The 25,446-nt window shown below is 64.0% G+C and carries 21 protein-coding genes; 9 read left to right on the top strand and 12 right to left on the bottom strand.

Going from position 1 to position 25,446, the window contains the following annotated elements:
• Positions 1-25: 25 nt before the first annotated feature.
• On the bottom strand, positions 26-2,461 hold the full coding sequence (locus B2P87_RS03820; protein WP_141889615.1) for a GcvT family protein: 2,436 nt from the start codon (positions 2,459-2,461) through the stop codon (positions 26-28).
• A 265-nt stretch (positions 2,462-2,726) separates the two neighbouring features.
• Here B2P87_RS03820 and B2P87_RS03815 point away from each other — a divergent pair, with 265 nt between their 5' ends.
• The 5 genes from B2P87_RS03815 (at position 2,727) to B2P87_RS03795 (ending at position 7,518) form a co-directional block, all read left to right on the top strand.
• On the top strand, positions 2,727-2,879 hold the full coding sequence (locus tag B2P87_RS03815; protein ID WP_286851908.1) for a hypothetical protein: 153 nt from the start codon (positions 2,727-2,729) through the stop codon (positions 2,877-2,879).
• Between the two features lie 31 nt (positions 2,880-2,910).
• On the top strand, positions 2,911-4,035 hold the full coding sequence (locus B2P87_RS03810; RefSeq protein ID WP_058287749.1) for an extracellular solute-binding protein: 1,125 nt from the start codon (positions 2,911-2,913) through the stop codon (positions 4,033-4,035).
• Between the two features lie 153 nt (positions 4,036-4,188).
• Positions 4,189-5,301 (top strand): ABC transporter ATP-binding protein, encoded by a 1,113-nt coding sequence (locus B2P87_RS03805; protein ID WP_058287748.1) that lies wholly within the window; start codon positions 4,189-4,191, stop codon positions 5,299-5,301.
• 13 nt (positions 5,302-5,314) lie between these two features.
• Positions 5,315-6,235, top strand: coding sequence for an ABC transporter permease (locus B2P87_RS03800; protein WP_141889616.1), 921 nt, complete (start codon positions 5,315-5,317; stop codon positions 6,233-6,235).
• Positions 6,232-7,518: an ABC transporter permease gene (locus tag B2P87_RS03795; protein WP_141889617.1), complete on the top strand. Its 1,287-nt coding sequence runs from the start codon at positions 6,232-6,234 to the stop codon at positions 7,516-7,518. Before B2P87_RS03800 ends, B2P87_RS03795 begins: the two co-directional genes overlap by 4 nt.
• A gap of 64 nt (positions 7,519-7,582) precedes the next feature.
• Here B2P87_RS03795 and B2P87_RS03790 read toward each other — a convergent pair whose 3' ends face one another.
• The 7 genes from B2P87_RS03790 to lpdA all read right to left on the bottom strand — a co-directional run bounded on the left by B2P87_RS03790 (position 7,583) and on the right by lpdA (position 16,913).
• Complete coding sequence (locus B2P87_RS03790; protein ID WP_244270263.1) at positions 7,583-8,587, bottom strand: helix-turn-helix domain-containing protein; 1,005 nt, start codon at positions 8,585-8,587, stop codon at positions 7,583-7,585.
• A gap of 97 nt (positions 8,588-8,684) precedes the next feature.
• Positions 8,685-11,543, bottom strand: coding sequence for an aminomethyl-transferring glycine dehydrogenase (gcvP, locus tag B2P87_RS03785; protein ID WP_141889618.1), 2,859 nt, complete (start codon positions 11,541-11,543; stop codon positions 8,685-8,687).
• A gap of 73 nt (positions 11,544-11,616) precedes the next feature.
• Complete coding sequence (gene gcvH / locus B2P87_RS03780; protein WP_027236610.1) at positions 11,617-11,982, bottom strand: glycine cleavage system protein GcvH; 366 nt, start codon at positions 11,980-11,982, stop codon at positions 11,617-11,619.
• 21 nt (positions 11,983-12,003) lie between these two features.
• Entirely contained in the window at positions 12,004-13,101 is a 1,098-nt protein-coding gene (gcvT, locus tag B2P87_RS03775) for a glycine cleavage system aminomethyltransferase GcvT (RefSeq protein ID WP_141889619.1), read from the bottom strand.
• Positions 13,102-13,171: 70 nt separating this feature from the next.
• Positions 13,172-14,542, bottom strand: a complete 1,371-nt coding sequence (locus tag B2P87_RS03770; RefSeq protein ID WP_141889620.1) for an alanine/glycine:cation symporter family protein — start codon at positions 14,540-14,542, stop codon at positions 13,172-13,174.
• A gap of 25 nt (positions 14,543-14,567) precedes the next feature.
• Positions 14,568-15,512 (bottom strand): lipoyl synthase, encoded by a 945-nt coding sequence (lipA, locus tag B2P87_RS03765; protein WP_141889621.1) that lies wholly within the window; start codon positions 15,510-15,512, stop codon positions 14,568-14,570.
• Between the two features lie 18 nt (positions 15,513-15,530).
• On the bottom strand, positions 15,531-16,913 hold the full coding sequence (lpdA, locus tag B2P87_RS03760; RefSeq protein ID WP_141889622.1) for a dihydrolipoyl dehydrogenase: 1,383 nt from the start codon (positions 16,911-16,913) through the stop codon (positions 15,531-15,533).
• 173 nt (positions 16,914-17,086) lie between these two features.
• On the opposite strand from lpdA, the gene B2P87_RS03755 reads away from it, so the two are divergent.
• Positions 17,087-17,701: a helix-turn-helix domain-containing protein gene (locus B2P87_RS03755; protein WP_141889623.1), complete on the top strand. Its 615-nt coding sequence runs from the start codon at positions 17,087-17,089 to the stop codon at positions 17,699-17,701.
• A gap of 101 nt (positions 17,702-17,802) precedes the next feature.
• Entirely contained in the window at positions 17,803-18,471 is a 669-nt protein-coding gene (locus B2P87_RS03750) for a GntR family transcriptional regulator (RefSeq protein WP_141889624.1), read from the top strand.
• A 51-nt stretch (positions 18,472-18,522) separates the two neighbouring features.
• Here B2P87_RS03750 and B2P87_RS03745 read toward each other — a convergent pair whose 3' ends face one another.
• From B2P87_RS03745 to B2P87_RS03730, 4 genes are all read right to left on the bottom strand, one after another.
• On the bottom strand, positions 18,523-19,614 hold the full coding sequence (locus tag B2P87_RS03745) for a sensor histidine kinase (RefSeq protein WP_141889625.1): 1,092 nt from the start codon (positions 19,612-19,614) through the stop codon (positions 18,523-18,525).
• Positions 19,586-20,080 carry a response regulator gene (locus B2P87_RS03740; RefSeq protein WP_141889626.1) on the bottom strand — a complete coding sequence of 165 codons (495 nt, stop codon included), beginning with the start codon at positions 20,078-20,080 and terminating at the stop codon, positions 19,586-19,588. The genes B2P87_RS03745 and B2P87_RS03740 overlap by 29 nt, the downstream gene beginning before the upstream one ends.
• 232 nt (positions 20,081-20,312) lie before the next feature.
• The gene (locus tag B2P87_RS03735; RefSeq protein ID WP_058287734.1) at positions 20,313-21,044 is read right to left on the bottom strand and encodes a response regulator; all 732 of its coding nucleotides are present in this window, start codon (positions 21,042-21,044) and stop codon (positions 20,313-20,315) included.
• Positions 21,045-21,714: 670 nt separating this feature from the next.
• Positions 21,715-24,060, bottom strand: a complete 2,346-nt coding sequence (locus B2P87_RS03730; RefSeq protein ID WP_286851895.1) for a methyl-accepting chemotaxis protein — start codon at positions 24,058-24,060, stop codon at positions 21,715-21,717.
• A 310-nt stretch (positions 24,061-24,370) separates the two neighbouring features.
• Between B2P87_RS03730 and B2P87_RS03725 the strand changes: the two genes are divergently transcribed.
• Both B2P87_RS03725 and B2P87_RS03720 read left to right on the top strand, forming a co-directional pair.
• Complete coding sequence (locus tag B2P87_RS03725) at positions 24,371-24,640, top strand: hypothetical protein (protein WP_141889628.1); 270 nt, start codon at positions 24,371-24,373, stop codon at positions 24,638-24,640.
• Between the two features lie 34 nt (positions 24,641-24,674).
• Complete coding sequence (locus B2P87_RS03720; protein WP_082649591.1) at positions 24,675-25,388, top strand: trypsin-like serine peptidase; 714 nt, start codon at positions 24,675-24,677, stop codon at positions 25,386-25,388.
• Positions 25,389-25,446 lie beyond the last annotated feature (58 nt).

Below are 25,446 nucleotides of genomic sequence, written 5' to 3'. Positions count from 1 at the left end.
CGGGCGTTTGCGGTCCAGCAAGGGATCAGATGCGGAGGCGGTCAAAATCCGGATCGTATGGCGACGGCGCGATGACAGTGGCGGAGACCAGATCTCCGCAGAGGTCGAGCTGCATGGTGCTGCCTTCAGCCGCCAGTTCCGGCACCACAAAAGCATAGGCCAGGTTCATGCCGACCCGATGCCCCCAATCGCCCGAGGTCACGGTGCCCGCGACCTTGTCGCCCTGCATCAGCGAGGCGCCGCTGCAGGCCGGGGCATGGGTGGTGCCGACGTGCAGCGTGACCAGCTTTTTGCGCGCCCCCGCGGCCCGGCGCTTCAACAGCGCCTGGCGGCCAATGAACCCGCCTTTACCCAGCTTCACGAAACGGCCCAGCCCGGTCTCATACGGGTCGTATTCGGTGGTCAGATCCGTCTTCCAGTGCAGGAACCCTTTCTCCATCCGCATCGACTCCACCGCGCGGGCGCCGAACAGCTTCAGCCCGAAAGCCTCCCCGGCCTTCCGCAGCGCCAGATAGGCAGCATAAAGGGAGGCGTTCGGCACGTGGATTTCATAAGCCAGCTCACCTGAGAAGCTGACACCCATCACCGTCGCCGGAGCGATGCCGATGAAGCATTCGCGCACCGACAGCCAGGGGAAGGCCGCGCGCGACCAGCCGCCCCGGGCACAGGCAGAAAGCACATCCCGCGCCCGGGGTCCTGCCAGAACCAGGATGGTCTGGTCATTGGTGAGGGAGCGCAGCTGCACATCTTCGCCCGTGCCGATGTGCTGGCTCAGCCAGTCCATGTCGTGGAGCTCGCTGGCAGCGGCAGAGCCGTACCAGACCCGCTCCGGCCCGCGGTCAGAGGCAGGCAGGTTCGCCACCGTGGCCTCGCCCTTGACCATGCCGTGACAGTTCAGAAGGTAGCCAAGCCCGACGCGGCCCGCACGGCGGGTGACCGTGCCGCAGAACATCCGGTCCAGGAAACTGTGGCGGTCCGCGCCGGTGATCTCGATCCGATTGAAGCCGCTGACCTCGCAGAGGCCCGCGTTTTCCTGCAGGTTCTTTATTTCGGCGGCGACAACATCGAAAGCTTCGTCGAAATTGAAGGTCAGCGAGGGGTGAAAACCCGGGGAGGGTTTGATGTAATCCACCCGCTCCCAGCCGTTCACCACGGTGAACTCCGCGCCTTCGGCGGCCAGCACCGGCGTCAGCGGTGTGGTCTTGGCCGGGCGGCCCGCCTCGCGGTGCTCATGCGGAAAATGAAAGCGGAACTCGTTCTGGTAGTCTTCCACGGCTTTCAGCGCGGTCAGCTCTGCATTGGCGTGGGCGGCAAAGCGGCGGGGGTCCAGGCACCAGGTATCGTAACAGGCCTCCCCGTGCACGATCATCTGCGCCAGCAGCCAGCCATGGCCGCCGCCTTCCCCCAGCCCGGCCCGCAATCCGATGGCGCAGAAGGCGTTGCGCTTGCCCGGGACCGGGCCGATCAGCGGCGCGCCGTCGATGGTATAGGTTATCGGCCCATTGACGATCGCGCGGATACCGGTTTCGCGCAGCGCGGGCATCCGGTCAAACGCGCCCTCCAGCACGTCCATCACCCGCTCCAGATCGTCAGGGCAGAGAGCGTTGACGAAATCCGGGTCGATGCCGTCCATGCCCCAGGTCTTGCAGTCCTGCTCATAAAAGCCGATCAGCAGCCCGTTCTTTTCCTGGCGGCAGTAGTAGTCGGAGATCGGGCAGCGGATCAGCGGCATCCGGCGGCCGGCCTCCTTGATGGCGGGGATGTCCTCGGTCAGGAAATACTGATGCTCCATCGAGGCGACCGGGTGATGCACCCCCATCATCGCGCCGACCTCGTTCACCCGGTAGCCGCAGGCATTCACCACAATATCGCAGTCGATATCGCCGTGTTCGGTGTGCACGGTCCAGGTGTTGTCCTTATGCTGGGTCAGCGCGGTCACTGGCGTGTTGCGGTAGACCTCGGCGCCGGCCTTGCGGGCGCGCCGCGCCAGCGCCTGGCACAGCTGCGCCGGGTCGATGTCGCCATCCAGCGGGTCCCACAGGCCGCCCACCAGGTTATCCGTAGAGATCAGCGGGTGGCGGCGGCCGCATTCCTCGGCGCTGATGATCTCGAAATGCACATCCATGCCGCGCGCCATCGAGGCGAAATGCCGGTACCCCTGCATCTGCGCCTCGGTATTGGCCAGCCGTATGCCGCCGTCGCCGTGGTGGTAGTTGATCGGGTAATCCGGGTCTTCGGACAGCTCCTTGTAGAGGCTGATGGAGCGGGACTTGAGCCCGATCATGGTCTGGTTGGTGCCAAAGTTCGTCACCTGCGCCGCCGAATGCCAGGTGGTGCCGCTGGTCAGCTCGTTGCGTTCGACCAGCACGGCGTCGCTCCAGCCTTCCTGGGTGAGGTGGTACAGAGTGGAGCAACCGGCGATGCCGCCGCCGATCACCACAACCTTGGTGCGTGATTTCATGACAAGGAGCCTCCGGTTTACCCTCTACCGACTAAGCGCCCAGACGCGCGCGGCGGCAATGCAGGCGGCCCAGTTTCGCAGAAATTCGAAAGCTTGCTTGCAGGATGTGAAAGAAACGGGCCGGTCACTGGCCGCCGCAAGCGGCGGCAATCCCAGGGAAGCCCGTATCATCCGCCCAACCGGGTGCGGCGGGAAACGCACATGGCCGTTGACGGCCCGCCCCGCACAAACGCACACTGCCGGGGCAGCAGTGGAGGCTCATCCAATGGAAATGTCGCAGATGGCTTCAAACTGTGCCGAAACTGGCGTCATGCCGGGAAACTTTGCGGGCAATCTGGCCTTATCGTTTTTCCAAACTGTCACTGTCGGGGCGATGCAAGCCTCCGCAAGGTTTCACCGTTCAACAAAACAAAAATAACAAATACCAGTCCAAAGGGAGAATTGATCAAATGACAGTAAAGTCGACTGTTTCGCGGCGTTCTGTGCTGAAAGCTGCGGGGGCTGCGGCCCTGGCGGCGCCGCTTTATTCGAAAAGCGCGCTGGCGTCGTCGGGCGAAGTGAACATCCTGATGTGGTCGGACTACCTGCCGCCGGAGTTCCTTTCCGGCTTTGAGGCCAAGACCGGCATCAAGGTGAATTACACCGGCATCGGCTCCAACGAGGAAATCATCAACAAGATGAAGGCCACCAAGGGGCAGGGCTTCGATATCGTCTCGCCCACCAACAACCGCTCGCTGCAGTGGGGGCCGCTGGAGCTTTTGAAGCCCTTCGACATGAGCAAGGTCAACATCGACGCGGTGAACCCGGCGATGGCCAAGATCGGCACCGATGCCTGGAACTTCGGCGGTGAAGGCGTCCACTGGCTGCCGCATATCTGGGGCACCGAGGGCATTGCCTACCGCACCGACAAATGGCTGCCCGCGGGCGATGCGCCGTCTTACGGCGACGTCTGGAGCGAGGAGAACGCGGGCAAGACCATGGGCCGGGCGCATTCGATGATGCTGGGCGCAGGGCTTTACATGGAAGCCTCGGGCGAGATGGAGCCGGGCTCGATCTGGGCCGCCTATGACGACGAGGAAACCATGCGCAAGGTCTGGGGCCAGGTCACCGACTGGTGCGTGGCGCGCAAGGATCGGATCAAGCTGATCTGGAACGACGCCGACACCCAGAAGAACGGTCTTCTGAACGAAGGTGTGGTGGTCGGCCAGACCTGGGACGGCCCGCCGCTGGCGCTGAAATCCGCAGGCGAGCCGGTGCATTACCAGGCGCCCGTCGAAGGTGCGATGGCCTGGGTCGACGGCATGTCGATGCCGGTCGGCGCCCAGAACGAGGAGCAGGTCTATGCCTTCATCGACTATGCCTTCCAGCAGGAGCCCGCGGGCAAGGCGATCGACAGCCACGGCTACAACTCGCCGGTGCTGGGTGCCGACGGCTTCTCCGGCGACATCTACAAGAAGAACTTCGCAGAGGCCTATCCGGGCGACAGCCTGGCCAATCTGAACCCCTGGCCGGCCGAGGCGCCCTGGTACGCCGACGTGCGCACCGAATTCGTCAACAAGTTCAAGAGCGCCTGACCCGCGCGCTTGAACAGCCTGGCCTCGGGGCACGCTCTGGGGCCAGCCGCACATTTTGCGGCGCCAACACATACGAACAGATACGGATAGCAGCTCTTGCGGGGCCGGTGGCATGCCACCGGAATGGAGGTCTGCATCTTAGGGAGAAGCCAAATGAGTGCAGGGGTCGGTGTTGATCTCGAGAACTTGTGGATCCGCTTCGGTGACTTTGTTGCCGTGCGCGATGCCAATGTGACCATCAACGGGGGGGATTTCTTTTCCTTCCTGGGGCCGTCGGGCTGCGGCAAGACCACCATCCTGCGCGCGGTCTCGGGCTTCCTGGAGCCAAGCGGCGGCCGGGTGCTGATCGGCGGCAACGACATGAAGGGGATCGGGCCGAACAAGCGCCCCACCGCGCTGATCTTCCAGAACCTGGCGCTGTTTCCGCTGATGAAGGTCTGGGAGAACATCACCTTCTCAATGGAGATCAAGGGCGCCTCGGCGCGCGAGCGGCGCAAGCGCGCGGACGAGCTTTTGGACATGATCGCGCTGCCCGGCCAGGGCGGCAAGCTGCCGTCGGAGCTGTCGGGCGGCCAGCGCCAGCGGGTGGCGATTGCCCGCGCGCTGTGCGCAGAACCTGACGTGCTGCTGCTGGATGAGCCGCTGTCGGCGCTGGACCTGAAGCTGCGCCAGCACATGCGCACCGAACTGCGGGAAATCCAGCAGCGGGTCGGCATCACCTTCATCTACATCACCCACGACCAGGGCGAGGCGCTGACCATGTCCGACAACATCGCGGTGATGCGGGCCGGCGTCATTGACCAGATCGGCGACGGCAAGGCCATCTACAACGATCCCGCCACCGCCTTTGCCGCGTCTTTCGTGGGCGAAAACAACGTGTTCCGCGGCAAGGTCAAGCGTGTCATGGGCAATGAGGCGCTGATCCAGACCAACCGGTCGGGCGATCTGGTGGCGCGGATATCCAGCGCCAACCAGGGCCGGATGAAGGAAGGCGACGCCGCAATGATGTTCATCCGCCCCGAAGCCTTTGCTTTGGCACCCAAAGGAGCCACCGGCACGCATTTTGTGACCGCCAAGGTCAATCACGAGGAGTTCGAGGGCAACGCTTTCAACATCTTCATGGAAGGCGACGGCGGCAAGGAGCTGAAGGTCTCGATCCCCAACCTCGGGCAGTCGTTCGAGGATCACACCGGCCAGAACATCACCCTGGAATACGAGACGAAGAACGCCGTCATCGTGCCAGCCGGTGAACTGGCCGCGGAATGAGGGGGGCCAAACCATGCCAAGCTTCCTGAGGGAGTTCTTCAAACGCAACGGCACCGGCATGGGCAGCCTGATGCTGGGGCTGGTCCTGTTCTGGACCATCGGCCTCATCATCCTGCCGCAGCTGTCGATGCTCGACTTCTCGTTCCGCCCCAACCTGCCGCCGCCGGAGATCGGCGGGCCCAGGGACGTCTACACGCTGGAGAATTACAAATACCTGATCTACGGCCCCGAAGGCGGCAGCCAGGAGTACAACGCGGTCGACCTCAGGGTGTTCTTCCGCACCCTGGTGGCGGCGGTCTGCGTCACTGTCTTCAACCTGATCCTGTGCTACCCGATCGCCTATTATCTGGCCCAGACCAAAGGCAACCACATCCGCATCTTCGCGCTGATGCTGATCATCCCCTACTGGATCAACGAGATCCTGCGCGCCTTTGCGCTGCGCATCATCTTCGGCGAGACCGGGGTGCTGAACAACATGCTGGTGGGATTGGGGATTTTCGACACCCCCTTCGATTTCATCCGCAATGACATCGCGCTCTATGCGGGTCTGGGATACGCCTACATCCTCTTGATGATCTTCCCGATCTACAATGTGATCGAAAGCCTCGACCGCAACCAGATCGAGGCGGCGCGCGACATGGGCGCGAGCTGGGCCAAGATCCACCAGCGGGTGGTCATTCCCTATGCCAAGCCCGGCATCTCCTCCGGCTGCACCATGGTGTTCATGCTGTCGGCCGGCGCGCTGGCGGCGCCGCAGATCCTGGGCGGGCCGTCCTCCCTGTGGTTCACCCAGCTGATCTATCAGCAGTTCAATGACAACTCCGACTGGCCGCAGGGCGCGGCTTATGCGGTGGTGCTGCTGGTCACCTGTATCCTGCTTGTTCTGGCCGTCATGCGCCTGTTCAAGGTGAACATGGGGGATATCGGCAAATGAAGCGGTTCACCTTTATGCGCCTCAGCCTCTGGATCTATCTGGGGGTGTTCTTTGCCTATCTGCTGGGCCCCTTGGTGATCATGTCGGCCACCGCCTTTAACTCACCCGCCTTCCCGCGGATGACGCCCTGGGAATGCCTGACGTTCGAGTGGTTCGGGGCCTTGTTCCGCGACGAGCGGATCCTGAACGGCATCTGGAACTCGATCCTGGTGGGGGCGGGCACGGTGGCCTTGTCAGTCGCGATGGGGCTGGCGGGGGCGCTGATGCTGACCCAGATCTGGCCCCGCTTGCGCGCCACCTATTACACCATCATCATCGCGCCGATCCTCATCCCCGGCGTGGTCTTGGGGATCTCGACCCTGGTGTTCTGGGACCGGATCAACCGGATGCTGGGGCTGGGGGCGGACAGCTGGCTCTCCAACGGGCTGTTCCTGACCATCATCGGCCAGTCCACCTTCATCGCCAGCTACTGCATGCTGGTGCTGGTGGCGCGGCTGCAGCGCTATGACGTGGCGCTGACCGAGGCGGCGCTGGACCTCGGCGCGACGCACGCTCAGGCCTTCCGCAAGGTGCTGCTGCCGTTCATGCGCCCCGCGATTGCGAGCGCTGCGGTGCTGGCCTTCTTGGCGAGCTTTGAGAACTACAACACCACCACCTTCACCTTCGGCGAATACCCGACGCTGACCATCGAGCTGGCGCAGAAGGTGCGTTACGGCATCACCCCCGCGATTTCGGCGCTGGCCTTCATCATCGTGGTGCTGACGGTGATCGCAGCACTCGCCAACGAGGCCAGCCTGCGCCGCAAGGAACTGGTGGCGGCGGCGCGCCAGAAGGCCACGGTGGCAGAGCTGGAAAGCGGCAGGCTGCAACTGCCCGGGTTCTTCCGTTCCAACTGGGCGGCGGCGGCGCTGGTCGCGGTGGCCTGCGCCACGGTGGCGGTGGCGGGCACCGCGGCGCTCTACAGCCCGGCCCAGTGCATCGCCGATGTGCAGGAGCAGAAGCGGCTGGAGGCCGAACAGCGCATCCAGGAACTGCTCCGCCAGCGCGAGTTGCGCCGTCAGGAGCAGCTGGACCAGCAGGGCGAGGCCGTTCCGGCCCCCGCCGCGCCGTCCGGCAGCAGCAGCGGCTTCGGCGGTGCCTTCGCCCCCGGAAACCTGTCGGGCAACAGCGAGGCCGAGCCTGAAGCGGAGCAGGAACCGCAGGGCAATTCTTCCGGCTTCGGCAACGTCTTCGATCCGAACGCCCTGTCCGGCGGCAGCGAGGGCGGCGGCGCAGGCGATTGACCCCGCAAGAACACAAGAAAGGCGGCCCCAGGGCCGCCTTTTTCCTGTCCGGCACCGGATGCTGTCAGGCCATGGACCCCGCAGGGTGGCGGTCCGCATAATACTGCTTCCGGAACGCCTGCGGGCTGGTCTTGTACTCGCGCTTGAACCATTCCGTCAGGCTGCTGCGGGAGCCAAAGCCGGTGGCGGCGACGATCTCGGCCAGCGGCAGGGTGGTGTGCAGCAGCAGCTGGCGGGCCTTTTCGATGCGCAGCTTGCGGTAGGCGGCCAGCGGGCTGGTGCGGGCCTTCTGCTGGAAGCGGCGCTCCAGCTTGCGCGGGGAGACGCCGGCCTGCTGGGCAATATCCCGGATCAACAGCGGCTCTTCGAGGTTCTGCTGCATCAGATCGAGGATCTTGACGATCAGCGCGTCGCCGCCGGCTGTCTGGCGCAGCTGCAAAGACACCTTGGACTGCTCCGACACGGGCCCAAAGGTAAGGCCCAGATAGTCGCACACCGCATCGGCGATGAAGGGGCCGCGGTCGGCGCGCAGAAAGGCGGCCAGCACACGCAGCGCGGCAAAACTGCTGACAGCGGTGCTGATCCGGCCCGAGCTGGCGGTCAGGGTGCCTGCCGGGGCGCAGGCCAGCTGCTCTTCCTCTGCGGCGGCAGCAAAGTTCGCGTGCACCGCGCTTTCCACCGGTGCGTTGATGCCGGTCTCTGGCAGCAGGAAAACCGCACTGCCGGCAAACAGGCAGCGCTGTGCCTGGCGGCAGATCCGCTGCAGGCTGGCCTTTTCGCCGGAATTCAGCGGCCAGCGGCTGGCGATGCCGCCGAGGAATATCACTGTCTGCGGCTTCCAGCCGGCGGGCACCGCGCGCATCTGCGAGCTGAGGTTGCGCACGGCGGTGCGGTAGCCGCTGTCGGGAAACAGATCGTTGGCGGCGCGGAAGACCTCGCAAATCATCTGGGCCGCGGCAGGCGGCTCCGACTGCGGCAGAATGATTTCGACGTCGTGGAGGCGGGTCTGTGCCGCGTTGTCAGCGGTTTGCCGGGAGGCTGGCACGGTCAGCGGTTCGAGACGGGACATCATTCTCTCCTCTGAGCGGGTCATGCGGGGATGCGGCGCGGCGGGCGCTGCAGGAGTGCCCCGCCGGACAGGCCGGCGGGGCGGGAGGCCTGACGGATCAGGCCTCGTTTTCTTCGTACTCCGACATCGGCGGGCAGGTGCAGACCAGGTGGCGGTCGCCATAGGCGTTGTCCACCCGGTTCACCACCGGCCAGTACTTGTCGACGCCCAGGTTGCCCGGCGGGAAGCAGGCCTGTTCGCGGCTGTAGGGACGGTCCCATTCGCCGACCAGGTCGCGCACCGTGTGCGGCGCGTGCTTGAGCGGGTTGTTCTGCGCGTCGATCTTGCCGTCGATGATGTCCTGCGCCTCCTGCCGGATCGACAGCATGGCGTCGCAGAAGCGGTCCAGCTCGTCCTTGGGCTCGGATTCGGTCGGCTCCACCATCAGGGTTCCCGCCACCGGCCAGGACATGGTCGGGGCGTGGAAGCCCGAGTCGACCAGACGCTTGGCGATGTCGTCCACGGTGACGTTGCCCTCATCCGCCAGCGGGCGGGTGTCGAGGATGCACTCATGCGCAACGCGGCCCGTTTCCGAGGTGTAGAGGATCTTGTAGGCGTCCTTCAGGCGCGCGGCGATGTAGTTGGCGTTCAGGATCGCCACCCGGGTCGCCTGGGTCAGGCCTGCGCCGCCCATCAGCAGGCAGTAGGCCCAGCTGACCGGCAGGATCGACGGCGAGCCGAACGGCGCCGCCGAGACCGGACCCACGGCGGTGCCGTATTCCGGATGGCCCGGCAGGTGTTCTGCCAGATGCGCCTTGACGCCGATCGGACCCATGCCGGGGCCGCCGCCGCCGTGCGGAATGCAGAAGGTCTTGTGCAGGTTCAGGTGGCTGACGTCGCCGCCGATGTCACCCGGACGCGACAGGCCGACCATGGCGTTCATGTTGGCGCCGTCGATGTACACCTGGCCGCCGTGCTCATGGGTGATGCCGCAAACCTCCTGCACGGTGGTCTCAAACACGCCGTGCGTGGACGGGTAGGTGATCATGCAGGCGGCGAGGTGGTCAGAGTGCTTCTCCGCCTTTTCGCGGAAGTCGGCGACGTCGATGTTGCCTTTGTCATCCGCCTTGATCGGCACCACCGTATAGCCAACCATCTGCGCGGTGGCCGGGTTGGTGCCGTGCGCGGAGGTCGGGATCAGGCAGACGTTGCGGTGGCCCTGGCCGTTTGCCGCATGGTAGTTGCGGATGGTCAGAAGGCCCGCGTATTCGCCCTGCGCACCGGAGTTCGGCTGCTGGGAGATTGCGTCATAGCCGGTGATCTGGCAGAGCTTGTCGTTCAGATCGGCGATCATCTGGTGGTAGCCTTGCGCCTGGTCTTCCGGGCAGAAGGGGTGCAGGTTGCCGAATTCCGGCCAGGTGACCGGGATCATTTCGATGGTCGCGTTCAGCTTCATAGTGCAGGAGCCCAGCGGGATCATTGCACGGTCCAGCGCCAGATCGCGGTCAGCCAGGCGGCGCATGTAGCGGGTGATCTCTGCCTCGGCCCGGTTCTTGTGGAAGATCGGGTGGGTCAGATACTCGCTTTCCCGCAGCGCATAGTCGGGCAGGCGGTAGGCGCGGTTCTTGACGCTGTCGTCCTTCTTCCCGATGCCGAAGGCGCCCCAGACCGCTTCGATGGTCTCGGCGCGGGTCTGCTCGTCCAGCGAGATGCCGATGCGGTCCTCGCCCACCTTGCGCAGGTTCACACCGCGGGCAACGGCCGCTTCCATGACAGTTTTCTGCAGCGGGCCGACCTCGACGGTGATGGTGTCAAAGAACACTTCCGGCTCCACCTTGAACCCGTGCTCTTCCAGGCCCGCGGCCAGGCGGGAGGTCTTGCGGTGCACCGACTGGGCGATGGCCTTGATGCCGTCGGGGCCGTGGTAGACCGCGTACATCGACGCGATGACGGCCAGCAGCGCCTGTGCGGTACAGACGTTGGAGTTGGCCTTTTCGCGGCGGATGTGCTGTTCGCGGGTCTGCAGCGCCAGGCGGTAGGCCTTGTTGCCGCGGGCATCGACGGACACGCCGATGATGCGGCCCGGCATGGCGCGCTTCAGCTTGTCGGTGGTCGCCATATAAGCAGCGTGCGGGCCGCCATAGCCCATCGGAACGCCAAAGCGCTGGGTCGAGCCGATGGCAATATCCGCGCCCATCTCGCCGGGCGACTTCAGCAGCGCCAGCGCCAGAATGTCAGCGGCGACAACGGCGATGCCCTTGTGCTCGTGGATGGCTTCGATTTCCGATGTGAAATCGCGCACATGGCCGTAGGTGCCGGGATACTGGAAGATCGCCCCGAAGACCGCGCCCGGGTCCAGCTCGTCCGGATCGGCAACCACCACGTCGATGCCCAGGGGCTCGGCGCGGGTCTGGATCACGGCAACGGTCTGCGGGTGGCAGTTCTTGTCGACGAAGAAGGCCGCGTTGTTCGCCTTGGAGCGCGAGCCGCGGTGCGCCATTGCCATCGCTTCGGCAGCGGCGGTGGCTTCGTCCAGCAGTGACGCGTTGGCGATGTCCAGGCCGGTCAGGTCGCTGACCATGGTCTGGAAGTTCAAGAGCGCTTCAAGACGGCCCTGGGAGATTTCCGGCTGATAGGGGGTATAGGCGGTGTACCAGGCCGGGTTTTCCAGAATGTTGCGCAGGATCGGCGCCGGGGTGGTGGTGCCATAATAGCCCTGGCCGATCAGCGAGGTCAGCACCTTGTTCTTGGAGGCCACCTGCTTCATGTGGAAAAGCGCATCGCGCTCGGTCATTGCCGGGCCCCAGTCCAGCGCCTCTTTCTGGCGGATGGCGGGCGGCACGGTGGCGTCGATCAGCTCGTCCAGGGTTTTGAAGCCGATCACCTGCAGCATGTCGGCCATCTCGCGCGGCGAGGGGCCGATGTGGCGCCGGTTGGCGAAGTCATAGGCTTCGTAATCGGTAAGTTTGAAGGCCATTACAGAGGTCCTTGTCTGGGGCAATGTCTGGGGCAATGGACCCCGCCGGACGGTTCCGGCGGGGAGGGGATGCTTAGCCGATCAGGGCCTTGTAGCCGTCCAGATCCATCAGATCGTCCAGCTGAGAGGCGTCGGAGATCTTGATCTTGTAGATCCAGGCGTCGCCTTCCGGGCTTTCGTTCAGCGCGGCGGGGTTGTCGGCTAGGGTTTCGTTCACCTCGATCACTTCGCCGTCCAGCGGCGCGTAGATTTCCGACGCGGCTTTCACCGACTCGATGACGCCGATCTCGCCGCCTTTTTCGAACTCGTCGCCGGCTTCGCGTTGCTCGACAAAGACAACTTCGCCCAGCTGGTCGGCGGCGTGCTTGGTAATGCCCAGAGTTGCAGTGTCGCCTTCAACGGTGATCCACTCGTGGTCTTCGGAATAATAGGTGGCCATGTTGACTCTCCTGATGATGTCTTAGCGTTTGTAGTTCTGAGTGACGAAGGGCAGGGCGGTGATTTCAGCCGGCTGCGCCTTGCCGCGGATGATGAGGTTCACCTTGGTGCCCGGCGCGGCATGGTCTGCCGCAACATAGCCCATGGCAACCGGGCCGCCGACCGTGGGGCCGAAGCTGCCCGAGGTGATGGTGCCGAGAGTATCGCCGCCTTCGCTTTGAACTTCCACACCCTGGCGGGCGGGGGCGCGGCCTTCGGGCTTGATGCCGACCAGTTTCTTGGCGGGGCCTTCGGCCAGCTCCTTCTGAATGCGCGCGGCACCGGGGAAGCCGCCCTCTTCCTTGCGGCGCTTCTGGATCGCCCAGGACAGCGACGCCTCGATCGGCGAGGTCGACTGGTCGATGTCGTTGCCATAAAGGCAGAGACCGGCCTCCAGGCGGAGCGAGTCGCGGGCACCGAGGCCTGCGGGTTCGCAGTCGTCATGGGCCAGGAACAGTTTGGAAATGCGGATGGCATCCGCTTCCGGGATCGAGATCTCGTAGCCGTCCTCGCCGGTGTACCCCAGGCGCGAAATCCGGCATTCGGCGCCGTCAATCTCCGCCACGGTGGTTTCCATGAACTTCAGATCACGGGCGGCGGGGCACAGTTCGCCCACAACGTCCTCGGCCTTGGGGCCCTGCACGGCAACCAGCGCGCGGTCGAAGATTTCGGTCACTTCGACGCCGTCCAGGTTGGCCTGCATATGCGGGATGTCCTGATGGCGCAGCGCTGCGTTGACCACGACAAAGTAATGATCGCCCGCGTTGGAGACGATCAGGTCGTCCATGATGCCGCCGTTCTCATTGGTGAAGAAGCCATAGCGCGCCTTGCCTTCCTTCAGGCCGGCATAGGCCTGCGGGCAGAGCGTTTCCAGCTTCTCGCCTACGTTTTCACCGCGCAGGATCACCTGGCCCATGTGGGAGACGTCAAAAAGTGCTGCCTTCTCGCGGCACTGCTTGTGCTCGCCCATGATGCCCATGGGGTACTGGACCGGCATTTCCCAGCCGGCGAAGTCGACCATTTTGCCGCCAAGCTCGACGTGCAGGTCATAAAGCGGGGTGCGTTTGGGTGCGTCGGTCATCCTGTGCAGCCTTTGAATTTGTAGGGTTTCGGGGTGTGGGGAGGGCGCAGGACGCGCCCTCCCGGAGAGCTTACTCAGCAGCGTGGCCGGCTTCTTCCGATTTGCCGCCGGTGGCAAAGAACTCTTTCGTCACCTTGAAGACGATCGGGCTCAGCAGGGCCAGGGCGATCAGGTTCGGGATGGCCATCATCGCGTTCAGCGTGTCAGCCAGCAGCCAGATGAAGCCCAGGTCGGCGGTGGCCCCGAAGTAGATCGCGATGATCCACAGGATGCGGTAGGGCAGCATGACCTTCACGCCGAACAGGAACTCCATGCACTTCTCGCCATAATAGGACCATCCGAGGATGGTCGTGAAGGCAAAGATCGACAGCGCGATGGCGATCAGGTAGCCGCCGACGCCCGGCAGGGAGGTTTCGAACGCCAGCGAGGTCAGCGCCGCACCGGATTCACCCGAGGTCCAGGCGCCGGAAGCGATGATCGCCAGACCGGTGATCGAGCAGACGATGATGGTGTCGATAAAGGTGCCCAGCATGGCGATCAGGCCCTGGTTGACCGGACCTTTGGTCTCAGCCGCTGCGTGCGCGATCGGGGCAGAGCCGAGGCCCGCTTCGTTGGAGAACACGCCGCGCGCCACACCAAAGCGGATCGCCGCCCAGACCGCCGCACCGGCAAAGCCGCCTTCGGCTGCCGAGGGGGTGAAGGCATGGGTGAACACCAGGCTGAAGGCGGTGCCGATGGCGTCTGCGTTGACGGCCAGAACGATCAGGCCGGCGAGGATGTAGCTGACCGCCATGAACGGAACCAGCTTGCCCGCCACCGCGCCGATGCGGGTGATGCCGCCCAGGATCACGGCGCCGGTCAGCACCATCAGCACGATGCCGGTGATGGAGGTGTTGAAGCCGAAGTTGGTCTCCAGAACCTGTGCCACGCCGTTCGCCTGCACACCGTTGCCGATGCCGAAGGCCGCGATGGAGCCGAACACGGCAAAGGCAACGCCGAGCCAGGCCCATTTCGCGCCGAGGCCGTTCTTGATGTAGTACATCGGGCCGCCGACATAGTTGCCTTCTTCGTCACGCTCGCGGAATTTCACGGCGCAGACGGCTTCGGAATACTTGGTGGCCATGCCGACCAATGCTGTCATCCACATCCAGAACAGCGCGCCGGGGCCGCCGAGGAACACGGCAGTGGCAACGCCTGCAATGTTCCCTGTGCCGATGGTGGCCGACAGCGCGGTCATCAGCGCGTTGAACGGGGTGATCTGGCCTTCGCCGGTTGCTTCACGGCCCTTGAACATCAGGCCAAAGCCCATGCCCAGTTTCCGGATCGGCATGAATTTCAGGCCGACCTGGAGGAAGAAGCCGACGCCGAGAATGAGGACCAGCATCATCGGCCCCCAAACCACTTCGTTTACTTCTCCTACGATTGAATTTAACGCTTCCATGGGTCTCCTCCCGCTTGCGTTAATGTTATTTGCCCTTTGCCAAGGCCATCTGACGGGCCTCTTTCAGGGCGGCAAAATCTTCATCCGCGTGGAACGAAGAGCGGGTCAGCGGTGTCGCTGACACATGCAAAAAGCCCTTGGAGCGCGCGATCTGTTCCAACTGCTCGAATTCTTCCGGCGACCAGAAGCGGTCGATCGGGTGGTGTTTGGGGGTGGGCTGCAAATACTGGCCCACAGTCAGGAAATCGACGCCCGCTGCACGCAGGTCGTCCATCACCTGGCGCACGTCCTCCAGTGTCTCGCCCAGGCCGACCATGATGCCGGACTTGGTGAACAGCTGCGGATTGGCGCGCTTGGCGTCGTCCAAGAGCCGCAGCGAGGTGTAATAGCGCGCGCCGGGGCGCACACGGGGATAGAGCCGCGGCACGGTCTCCAGGTTGTGGTTGAACACATCCGGCGCCGCCTCGAATACTGCTTGCGCCGCTTCGCCCTTACCCAGGAAATCCGGGGTCAGCACCTCGATGGTGGTGCCGGGGTTCTGGTGGCGGGTGGCGCGGATGGTCTGGGCAATGTGCTCTGCGCCGCCGTCTTCCAGATCGTCCCGGTCAACGGAGGTGATCACCACATGGCGCAGGCCCAGCTTCTTGACAGCCGCCGCAACCCGGCCCGGCTCAAACGCGTCCAGCGTGTCCGGCTTGCCGGTGGTTACATTGCAGAAGGAGCAGCCGCGGGTGCAGACCTCGCCCATGATCATCATGGTGGCGTGGCGCTTGGACCAGCACTCGCCGATGTTCGGGCAGGCGGCCTCTTCGCAGACGGTGGCCAGATCATGCTCCCGCATCAGCTTGCGGGTCTCGTAGTATTCCGCGCTTTCGATCTTCTTCTTGCGGATCCATTTCGGTTTGCGCGGGATGGCGCTGTCGGCCTTGTGGGCCTTTTCCGGGTGGCGGGGGCGCAGCTGAATTGTCATCTGACAATTTTCTCCGGATCAGGCGTGAATGGCGCGGCCAAGCGCGTCAAGGCAGGCTTCTTTCACCGCTTCGCCCATCGCCGGATGCGCGTGGCAGGTGCGGGCGACGTCCTCGACCGTGGCGCCTTTGGCCATCGCCAGCACCAGTTCGGCAATCAGATCGCCGCCGTGGGCGCCGCAGATATGCGCGCCGAGGATCGTGCCGTCGGGCGTCGCCAGCACCTTAACGGCACCGTCGGTCTCGCCGGTGGAGCGGGCGCGGGAGTTGGCCATGAAGGCGAACTTGCCGGTGATGTATTCGGTGCCGGCCTCTTTCAGCGCTTCCTCGGTCTGGCCGACGGAGGCGACTTCGGGGTCGGTGTAGACCACGCCGGGAACAGTGTTGTAATCCACATGGCCATGCTCGCCTGCCAGCATCTCGACACAGGCAACCCCGTCTTCCTCGGCCTTATGGGCCAGCATCGGGCCGGGCACGCAGTCGCCGATGGCAAAGATGCCCGGGACAGAGGTCTGGAAGGTTTCATCCACCTCGATGAAGCCGCGGGCATTGATGGACACTCCCAGCGCCTCCAGCCCCAGGCCGCGGGTCACAGGGCGGCGGCCGATGGCAATCAGCACCTTGTCCGCCTCGATCTGCTCTTCCGTGCCCTTGCCGGCCCGGTCCAGCGTCAGCGTCAGGCCGTTTGCGCCCTTTTCAATGCTCTTCAGAGCACGGCCCAGCTGGAATTTCAGGCCGCGCTTGCTCAGCGCGCGCTGGGACAGCTTGGCAATCTCGCCGTCGATGCCGGGCAGGATGCGGTCGAGGTATTCCACCACCGTCACCTTGGATCCGAGGCGGGACCAGACCTGACCGAGCTCAAGCCCGATCACGCCGGCGCCGATCACCACCAGATGCTCCGGCGCGGCGTCCAGTGCCAGCGCGCCGGTGCTGCTCAGCACATCCGCCTCGTCGATCTCCACACCGGGGAGGGGGCTGGGTTCCGACCCGGTGGCAATCAGAATGTTGCTGGCGGTGTAGGTGTCGCCCCCCACCTGCACCTGGCCGGGGGCGGGGAGGCTGGCCCAGCCTTCAATGTGGTCGACGCCGTTCTTCTTGAACAGGAAAGCGATGCCCTTGGTCAGGTCGCCGACAATCTTGTCCTTGCGGGCCATCAGCGCACTCAGGTCCAGGCTGGCGCCCTCAACTGCGATGCCATGCTGGGCCAGATGGGACAGTTCTGCATATTTGGCGGAGGAGGTCAGCAGCGCCTTGGAGGGGATGCAGCCGACGTTGAGACAGGTGCCGCCCAGTGCGCCGCGGCCCTCGACGCAAGCAACCTTCAGGCCCAGCTGCGCCGCGCGGATCGCTGCGACATAACCGCCCGGACCGGCCCCGACCACAATCAGATCGTAAGCGCTCATTTGGTTTCTCCTCCGAAATGCGGTCCAAGACCGGCACGTACGCTGCCGTATACGACGTTGCGTCTCCTATAGGAAACTTTTTCCCTATTGCAAACTAAAAGTATTGATGCGGAAATTTTGACCCGCGGATACATCAAAGCTAAGCTGCTTGCGGAACAGGAGAATTCGCAGAGATGGAACCAATTCCCTCAGAAGAAACAGGGCTGGGCCCCGAGGCGATGGAAGCTCCGGACGGGGAAGTCCTGGGGAAAATGATTCGCGACGCCCGCAAGGAGAAGGGCCTGACGCTGGAGGAAGCGGCCAAGGCCGCGGCCATCGGGCGCTCGACCTTGTCGAAGATCGAGAACAACCAGACCCGGCCCAGTTTCGAGATCATCCGCCGCCTGATGCAGACGCTGGAACTGGAAACGCCGCAGCTGTTCCTGCAGTCCGGGCAAAGCGGCGTTACCGGGCGGCGGGACTTTACCCGCACCGGCGAGGGGGAGCACAAGGAAACCACCACCTATGACCATGAACTGCTGTGCAGCGACCTGACCAGCAAGCGCATGGTCCCCTACATCAGCACCATCAAGGCGCGCGATGTCACCGAATTCGACAATTGGGTGCGCCATCAGGGGGAGGAGTTCATGTTCGTGCTGAGCGGCGAGGTGATCCTGTACACCGAGCATTACCGGCCGCTGCGCATGGGGCCGGGCGACTCGGTCTATTACGACAGCGGCATGGGCCATGGCTGCGTGTCGGTCAGCGCGGAGGACGCAAGGGTGCTGTGGGTCTCGCTGGAAGTGTGACGGGGAAGCCGCCCGCCGGGCTGGCTGTCCCGATGGCCGGTTAAGCCGCTTTTCCAGGCAAGCCGCTTCGCTTACACCTGCTGGAAAGGAGGCGCGCTGCCATGAAACTGGACCCTGTGGATATCTCGAAATCGGCTTCGGCCTCGGCAGCGGTGTTCGACGCCTTGCGCAAGGCCATCATCGAGGGTCGGCTGGCGGAAGGGGAGCCGCTGCGCCAGGATGAGATCGCGCGCCATTTCAGGACCAGCAGGCTGCCGGTGCGCGAAGCGATCAACCGGCTCGAAGAACACGGCCTGGTCCGGACCCAGCGGTTCAAGGGCGCCGTGGTGGCCGGCCTGTCGGCGGATGAGGCCGCCGAAATCTTTGATTTCCGCGCGCTGCTTGAGCCGGAGATCATCCGCGATGCGGTGCCGCGGATGCCGCCAGAGCTGCTGGCCCGGGCCCGTGCCGATTTCGCCGCCTTCGATGCCTCGAAAAATCCGATGGAATGGGGGGTGCTGAACCGGGCCTTCCATGACGGGCTGTACAGCGCCAGCCGGCTGACCTTCTTCCGCGAGGCGGCCAGCGGCGCGATGGACCGGATCGACCGCTACATCCGGGCGCAGTTGGTGATGAGCAACGGCATGGAGCGCGCAGGCCGGGAGCATCTTGCCATCCTGGAGGCTTGCGAGGCGGGCGATGCGCGGCTGGCCTCGGACCTGACCCGAGCGCATATTCTGGAGGCCAAAGCCTCCTTGCTGGCGCATTTCCCGGCGCAGGCAGGCACCTGACCGCCGCCAAAAGCCAGGCCGCCCGCAGCGCCTGCCGAAAGGGCGCCGCCGTCAGGCCGGTCTCTGCGCCTGGGATTTCCCGAGGCAGACCAGAAACCGGATCGTCGTGCCGGCCTCCGCGTGGGGATCGCACCAGATGGCCCCGTTGTGACGCTTGGCGATTTTGGCGCAGGTGGCCAGTCCAAGGCCGGTACCGGGCTGGTCGCTGCCGCGCTGCAGCCGCTTGAAGGGCTCGAAAATCTTCTCCCGGTACTCCGGCGGGACGCCAATGCCGTTATCCGCAACCGAGATCATCACGCCGCCGGCAGCGGGTTCAGCCGTCACCGTAATCTCAGGCGTTTTGCCGCCGCTGTACTTGATGGCGTTGCCGATCAGGTTTTGCAGCAGCTGCACGATGTCCGGCGGAAAGCACGAGACGCCCAACCCCCCGGACAGCCATTCAATCCGGGCGCCGGACGCCGCCAGATTCTGCGCCATGACAGCGCGCAGGCTGTCGAACAGGCTGTCGACAGTGACATGCTCAGCGGTCCCGTTGCTGTGCGGGTTGATGTGGCTTGCCAGCCGTTCAATCAGGTCAGAGGTTTTGCGGACCGACTTCTTCATCAGGCCCAGCTGCCGGGTGACCTCGTCAAATTCACCGTTGTCATAGTCTTCTTGTATCTGGTCGCTGAGAAACTTGATGGCGCGCAGCGGCGCCCGCATGTCATGCACCAGCACATCGGAAAACAGCCGCAGCTCATTCTGCTGCTCCTGGATCCGCCAGCGCATTTCAGCGACCTTCAGGCCGTTCGAAACCATTCGCTGGAGGGCCTCGGCAGTGATCGCGGATTTGGGAATGTAATCACTGGCGCCGGCCAGAATGACGCTCTTGGCGATTTCCTCGTCCCCCTGGCCGGTGGTCATGAACAAAACCGCCCGCGGCCAGGTCGCCGTCAGCTGCGCGATAAGGTCCAGTCCGGTGCCGTCCGGCAGAAGGTAGTCCAGCAGGATCACATCCACCGGGAGGCCGGCCTGAGACAGGGCGCTTTGCCCGCAGTCCGCCTCGGCAACCTTGGCGTCCGGGTGCATTTGCAGCAAAAGCCTGCGCACCAGTTTCCGGTCGCCAGCGTCATCGTCAATGATCAGGATATTGAGAACCGTCATCGGACACCTTTGTGATGTGAATTTCGGGCAGTTCAACAATGCGCCAGTAGTGGTCGAGCGTGGCCATCAGATCGACAAACATGTCTCCGGCATTGGACTTGAGAATGTAGCCGGCCACGTTATTGGCGTAAGCTGCGGAAATATCCCTTTCGTCCTCGGACGTCGTCAGCACAATAAACAGGACCTTGCGCAGCACTGGATCGGCGCGGATTTCCTCCAGCAGTTCGAGGCCATTCTTGCGCGGCATATTGATGTCGCTCAGCACCACAAAATTGGGCGGCGGCACCTGGCTCATTTCGCCGCGCAGAAACGCCAATGCTTCGACACCATCGGTGAACCGCTGGATCGGGTTGGCGATCCTGGCCCGGTCAAACGCGCGGTGCAGGGCCTTGGCATCGCCGTCATCGTCCTCGACAAGCACAATGTTCAGGGCAGGGCGGCTGGCGGGGGCGCTGTTGACGGCCATGCTGCATGTTCCTTGTTGCGGGGCGGCCAGCGGCCGGGAGAGGCGGAGGCGGGGTCCGCTGGCCAGCCGGACTGAAGCGCAATCCGGCCGTCTTTCGCTGTTCCTGCACAGGGCAGTTCCGTGCCGCAGTCCGCTGTGAAGGCCTTTGGCCTTTGGCGGGGCGGGAGGTTTCGAGCCTCTCGGGAAGGATTTGCTCTGGATCTCCGGGCCCGCCCGCACCTGCGGCTGGCTGTTACTGCAGCAAGTTGGGCGAAGCCTTGGCGGCGAATTCCCGGGTGTCGTCGATCACGCTGTCCAGATCATCCATGAACACAACCAGGTCCTTGCAGCTGCGTTCCAGCAGCGAGACATCAGACAGCATCGCGGGGGGCACGCTGTCATCCTGACGCGCCTGCGACTTGATCACGCGCACCCCGGCAAGCGTCCGGCTCAGAAGCAGCCGGAGATCGGGCCCGCAGCCGACAATGAACCGCTGGAAAATCCGCCTCAGCTCCTTCTCCGAGGCCCGTGCGCTCGACAGCTGCCCGTAAAGCGCCCGCCGCTCAAGCGCTGAGGCGATGGATTTCATCAGGGAATCCGTGGTCAGCTCATCCTTGACAATGTAATCCGCGCACCCGCGGCGCATGGCCTCGACGGCGATATGGTAATTCGTCGCGCTCGTCAGCATGATGGGAACCGCCTGCACTTGGTCTTCATGCGACACCAGCAGCCGCAGCGCGTCCAGTCCCGTGTCCATGCCCAGGTTGTGGTCCAGGAACACCAGATCAAATTGCTCCGCGTCCAGCTGCTGGCGCATTTCGTCCAGGGTCGCGGCCTCGTGGAATTCTGCAGTCATCCCGGCCTTGCGGCACAGTTTGCTCAGGCGCAGCCTGTCAATCTCATCGTCATCGACAGAGAGAATGTTCAGATTGACGGGCTGCAGAACCGGCGGGGCGCCCTTGCTGGAAAACGGAGTATTTCTCATCCTGATACCTTTTAATACTAAGCTGCACCCGGAGCGGCTGCCCGGGGCTTCACACTCTAGGCGGTATTATATTCGCTTATTTTCACGTATGGATTTATTATCTTGAGGCATTTGATTAAGGAAAACTGAGTGCAGGGGGCTGTTGCCGGGATTTTACGTTAAGGACACGTTTGCCAAATGATATTTGCGGACCCGTTGCGTTTCGGGAGGCCGCGCAACCGGCCGGCGGGGGAAGAAGCAGGGAATTTTGCGAAAATTATTTGCAGGTTGAGCTGCCTGGCCTGTTCTGAGCGGGGCCGTTACAGCGCCTCAAAGATCCGGGCGGCAGGGTGATCCCGGCTACGCGCAGACGTTCTGTGGCCCGGAACTGAGGCCGCAGCGCGCGGCGGCAGCGGCATGAAAGCCCGCTGCCGCGGCCTTGCCAGGAAGCGTGCGCGGCGCGTCCAGGGGCAGTGCTGCACGGCAAGGCTTTGCGGTTGCGCAACGCCATGAAGGGCAGCAGGAGAGCTGCGGTATCCGGTCCGCAGCACCAGTTCTGCCCGCCCGTTCAGCCGGGGAATTATGGCTGGACCAGAGGCCGGAACTGCGGTCCGGCCTCTGGTTTCAAAACCGCTGTCTCAGGCTTGCCTGACCGAGGCGGGCGGTGCCGCGGGCTGTGCGCCCGCCAGGCTTAGAAATCTTCCCATTTCCCCGCTCCGCCGGTGCCCGTTGCCAGGGTTTGGCCGGCACCATCTGCAGGCAGGCTGGGGTCATCGCTCCAGCTGTCCTTTGGCGCCGCAGCAGCGTGCGCACTGGCGGGTTCCGGTCTCTTACGGTCCGCGCGGGGGGTATGCTGCCCCTCAATCGTGAAATGCGACACAAGTTCCGCCAGCTTGTTTGAATCGGTGTGCAGCATGTGGCCGGCCGCGGTGGCCTCTTCCACCATGGCCGCGTTCTGCTGGGTTACCTGGTCCAGCTGGGTGACGCCGGTGTTGATCTCGGCCAGCCCGGTCGATTGTTCGGCCGCGCCCTCGGCGATGCCGGAGACCAGCTGCGAAATATGGGTGACCCGTTCGACGATGCTTTGCAGCGCCTCGCCGGCCTTGCCGACCAGATCCACTCCGCGCTCCACCTGTTTGGAGCTGTCGCCGATCAGGGTCTTGATTTCCATCGCCGCGTCGGAGGAGCGCTGCGCCAGCGCCCGCACTTCGCTTGCGACCACGGCAAAGCCTTTGCCGGCCTCACCTGCCCGCGCCGCCTCGACGCCTGCGTTCAGGGCCAGCAAGTTGGTCTGGAAGGCGATGTCATCGATCACCGAGATGATCTGGCTGATGTGGTTCGAGCTCTGCTCGATCTCGGTCATGGCGGTCACGGCGTTGCCGACCACGGAGCCGCTGGCCTCGGCTTCGGCCCGCGCCTCTGCCATGGTGGCTTCGACACTGCGGGCGCCCTCGGCGGCGGATTTGACCGACGCGGTCAGCTCATCCAGCGCCGCTGCGGTTTCTTCCAGGGTGGCTGCCTGGCTCTCAGTGCGGTGCGAGAGGTCATCGGAGGCCTGGCTGATCTCTTCGGCGCCGTTGCGAATGCTGCGGGCCGCCTCGATCACCTGCTGCACAGTTTCTTTCAGGGTTTCCAGGGTCAGGTTGTAGTCGTGGCGCAGCTGCTCGTGATCCTTCGGAAAGGCCTCGGTGATCGGCTGCGAAAAATCCCCTGCGGACAGCCGCACGAGGCCGGCGCTCAGGCTTTCAACCACGAACTGCTGCTCCTGCTGCTGCTCGTTGCGGCGCTCTTCGGCGATGCGCGCCTGCTTCAGGTCGGCCTGCATCGACACCAGCGTCTTGCCGATCTTGCCGATTTCGTCGTTGCGTGCGGCAGCTTCGATGCTGGTGTCCAGATCGCCTGAGGCAACAGCCTCCATACGGGTGCAGATCTTGTCGATCGGACGGGTAATCGACCGCGCAAACAGCCAGCCGAGGAAGGAGACAGCCGCAGCACAGGCCAAGGAGATCAGCAGCATGATCTGGCGCTGGCGGACCGCAGGCGCCAGGATTTCCTCCCGGTCCAGCTCGGCAACGATCGCCCAGTTCAGGTCTCGGTATCTGAAAGGCCCGGTGACGGCTGCAACCGTGCGGCCGTCCGGTTTTTGCACAGCGGGGTGGAACGAGACAGACCGCTCCTCCTCCGCATCTGACGCGCTGTCCCCGGAGCTGCTGCCGGCGAAGGCGGTCTCGATGTAGGGCAGGTTCGGCAGTTCTTCCAGCACGCCGTGGCGGCCTTCGAGGCGCGATTTGGTGCGGGCCTTAAAGTCGCCGCCGATCAGGTACACATCCAGGGTTTCCAGCGCGCCGCCGAAGTTGGTGGTGATCATGGCGATCTCGTCGATGGCCACTTGCAGGGCAAACACCCCCGCGAACCGGCCGGCGTCATCCTCGACCCGGGTCGCGGCAAAGGCGGCCGGGGCGCCAGCACTGGGATCGTATGCTTCGATATCAGAAAAATAGACCCTCCCAGGCTCCCCTGCCTCCGCCATCCGGAACGCATTGGCCAGTCCCGTCTCGCGGAAGGGGCCGGACACCATGTTGGTGGCGTAATCGCTTTCCTTGGTGACCGAAAACACCACGTCCCCGGCCGCGTTAATCAGGAAGATGTCGTAAAAGCCCATTCGCTCCATCACTTTCTGAAAGGCGGAATGGGTGCGCTTGAAGTGAATTTCATAGGGCGACGCGACGGACGCAAACATCGACAGATTCTGCACCTCAGCCTGGCCTTCGCCGCTTCTGGTGGCCCAGGTCGCGGTCAGATCCTTCATTGAGCCGGCCGTGGAGGGGACCGATGCGATGGTCAGAATGGCGGCTTCGATTCCTTCGAAATAGGATTGCAGAGCCAGCTCCCGGTCCTCCACCAGCGACCGCATGAACAATTCGCTGTTCTGGAGCACGCCGCGCCGGAAGTTGCTGGTGCTGACGGCAATCAGCACGGCCGTGAGCACCAGCGCAATGCTGACGATCAGCAGCGGCAGCTTGTGGGCGAGTTTCATGGATCTCAGAATTTTCAATTTACCCTCCAGCGGAGAGGCATCCTGCGGGCGGTCCCCGGCCGGATGCCAGTGATGCGATTTGTCACAGTTTCAACGTCAGATAGATTTTTTATCGGTTAACGATACTGCGCTTTTACGATAGGATTTCGATTTTCCTTCGCGTCACCTTGAGGTTGTGGCCGGCCCTTTGCGCTGCAGTTTTGTCCCTGATGGCCCGGGCAAGCGCAGACGCCCGGACGGTCTGGCTCTTAACGATTGCGGCGGCGCGCACAGCGTTACGGCGGAGTGCTGCAGGACCAAGAACAGATAAATGGTTCACGCCGGGGCGGTGCGAATCGTCTCTGCAGTGGCGGTGCGGCGCTTGAATCCCGGCAGGGCAGCAGCAAATTTTCCCGCGTTTTCAGGTGGTTTCTGGGTTGCCGCCATTGCTGCCCGGGTTTTTGTGGCATTGCAGGTGCTTTATTTGCCATGGTTAAGCATCAATAAACGGGGGATTAGGGAATTGTTAACGCTGCCGCAATCTGTCCATGAAACCGGCTCTTCATGGCACCTTTTAGCCTCATTCCAGCCGCACGCCTGAATGACGATGAATTTGTGGGAAGCTGGAGTGGGTCATGAAACTATTCATTGCTGCGATGGCGGCATGCCTGTCCCTGGGCATGCCCCTCGGTGCCGCTGCGGAAGATGCGCGGCCAGGCGCCACAACCCTTGACGGGTGGGAGGCTGTCGGACGGCTGAACATCGCTAACGGGAACATCTGCACCGGGGCGCTGGTGGCACCGGACCTGGTGCTGACAGCCGCGCATTGCCTGTTCGATCCGCGCACCGGGGCGCAGGTCGCGCCGGCATCGGTCTGGTTCGAGGCCGGGCTGTCAGGGCGGCAGGCGGTGGCCCTGCGGCAAGTGGTGAAGGCAGTGGTGCATCCGCAGTACCGCTACCGGCCCGCGGGCACGCATCAGATCGGCAGCGATCTGGCGGTGCTCAAGCTGGACCGGCCGATCAGCCGCAGCCGGATCCGGCCGCTGGTCATGTCGCAGGACGCGGAGCGCGGCGATACCCTGGGGGTTCTGTCCTACACCCGCAAGCGTGCCTCCCGGCCGGGGCTGGAACCGTCCTGCAGCGTGCTGGCGCGGCGAAGCCGGACCCTGGTGCTGTCCTGCCTGGTGGATTTCGGCGCGTCCGGGTCGCCGGTGCTGGAGATGCGGCCGGGCCTGCCGCCGCGGCTGGTCTCGGTAATCTCTGCCAAAGCGGCGATGGGCAAGCGGCGGGTGACGATCGGCACGGCGCTGGATGGATCGCTGCGTGACCTGATGCGGCGGGCGGGATAGGGGCCGCCGCCGGTTGGCGAAACAGCCGCAAGCCTGCTGCCGCGCGGCCAGGCGCTGG

Source organism: Leisingera sp. UBA4491 (assembly GCF_002388965.1).
GTDB lineage: Bacteria > Pseudomonadota > Alphaproteobacteria > Rhodobacterales > Rhodobacteraceae > Leisingera > Leisingera aquaemixtae.
Note: the sequence above shows the minus strand (reverse complement) of the source record. Positions and strands in the feature narration are given on the sequence as shown.

Coding starts and splice junctions, on each gene's coding strand:
- B2P87_RS03805 (WP_058287748.1), top strand. CDS start 4,189: ATGAGTGCAGGGGTCGGTGTTGATCTCGAGAACTTGTGGATCCGCTTC.
- B2P87_RS03720 (WP_082649591.1), top strand. CDS start 24,675: ATGAAACTATTCATTGCTGCGATGGCGGCATGCCTGTCCCTGGGCATG.
- B2P87_RS03730 (WP_286851895.1), bottom strand. CDS start 24,060: ATGAAACTCGCCCACAAGCTGCCGCTGCTGATCGTCAGCATTGCGCTG.
- B2P87_RS03770 (WP_141889620.1), bottom strand. CDS start 14,542: ATGGAAGCGTTAAATTCAATCGTAGGAGAAGTAAACGAAGTGGTTTGG.
- lipA (WP_141889621.1), bottom strand. CDS start 15,512: ATGACAATTCAGCTGCGCCCCCGCCACCCGGAAAAGGCCCACAAGGCC.
- B2P87_RS03750 (WP_141889624.1), top strand. CDS start 17,803: ATGAAACTGGACCCTGTGGATATCTCGAAATCGGCTTCGGCCTCGGCA.
- lpdA (WP_141889622.1), bottom strand. CDS start 16,913: ATGAGCGCTTACGATCTGATTGTGGTCGGGGCCGGTCCGGGCGGTTAT.
- B2P87_RS03735 (WP_058287734.1), bottom strand. CDS start 21,044: ATGAGAAATACTCCGTTTTCCAGCAAGGGCGCCCCGCCGGTTCTGCAG.
- gcvH (WP_027236610.1), bottom strand. CDS start 11,982: ATGGCCACCTATTATTCCGAAGACCACGAGTGGATCACCGTTGAAGGC.
- B2P87_RS03820 (WP_141889615.1), bottom strand. CDS start 2,461: ATGAAATCACGCACCAAGGTTGTGGTGATCGGCGGCGGCATCGCCGGT.
- B2P87_RS03815 (WP_286851908.1), top strand. CDS start 2,727: ATGGAAATGTCGCAGATGGCTTCAAACTGTGCCGAAACTGGCGTCATG.
- B2P87_RS03745 (WP_141889625.1), bottom strand. CDS start 19,614: ATGACGGTTCTCAATATCCTGATCATTGACGATGACGCTGGCGACCGG.
- B2P87_RS03790 (WP_244270263.1), bottom strand. CDS start 8,587: ATGTCCCGTCTCGAACCGCTGACCGTGCCAGCCTCCCGGCAAACCGCT.
- B2P87_RS03800 (WP_141889616.1), top strand. CDS start 5,315: ATGCCAAGCTTCCTGAGGGAGTTCTTCAAACGCAACGGCACCGGCATG.
- B2P87_RS03795 (WP_141889617.1), top strand. CDS start 6,232: ATGAAGCGGTTCACCTTTATGCGCCTCAGCCTCTGGATCTATCTGGGG.
- B2P87_RS03810 (WP_058287749.1), top strand. CDS start 2,911: ATGACAGTAAAGTCGACTGTTTCGCGGCGTTCTGTGCTGAAAGCTGCG.
- B2P87_RS03725 (WP_141889628.1), top strand. CDS start 24,371: ATGGTTCACGCCGGGGCGGTGCGAATCGTCTCTGCAGTGGCGGTGCGG.
- gcvP (WP_141889618.1), bottom strand. CDS start 11,543: ATGGCCTTCAAACTTACCGATTACGAAGCCTATGACTTCGCCAACCGG.
- B2P87_RS03740 (WP_141889626.1), bottom strand. CDS start 20,080: ATGGCCGTCAACAGCGCCCCCGCCAGCCGCCCTGCCCTGAACATTGTG.
- B2P87_RS03755 (WP_141889623.1), top strand. CDS start 17,087: ATGGAACCAATTCCCTCAGAAGAAACAGGGCTGGGCCCCGAGGCGATG.
- gcvT (WP_141889619.1), bottom strand. CDS start 13,101: ATGACCGACGCACCCAAACGCACCCCGCTTTATGACCTGCACGTCGAG.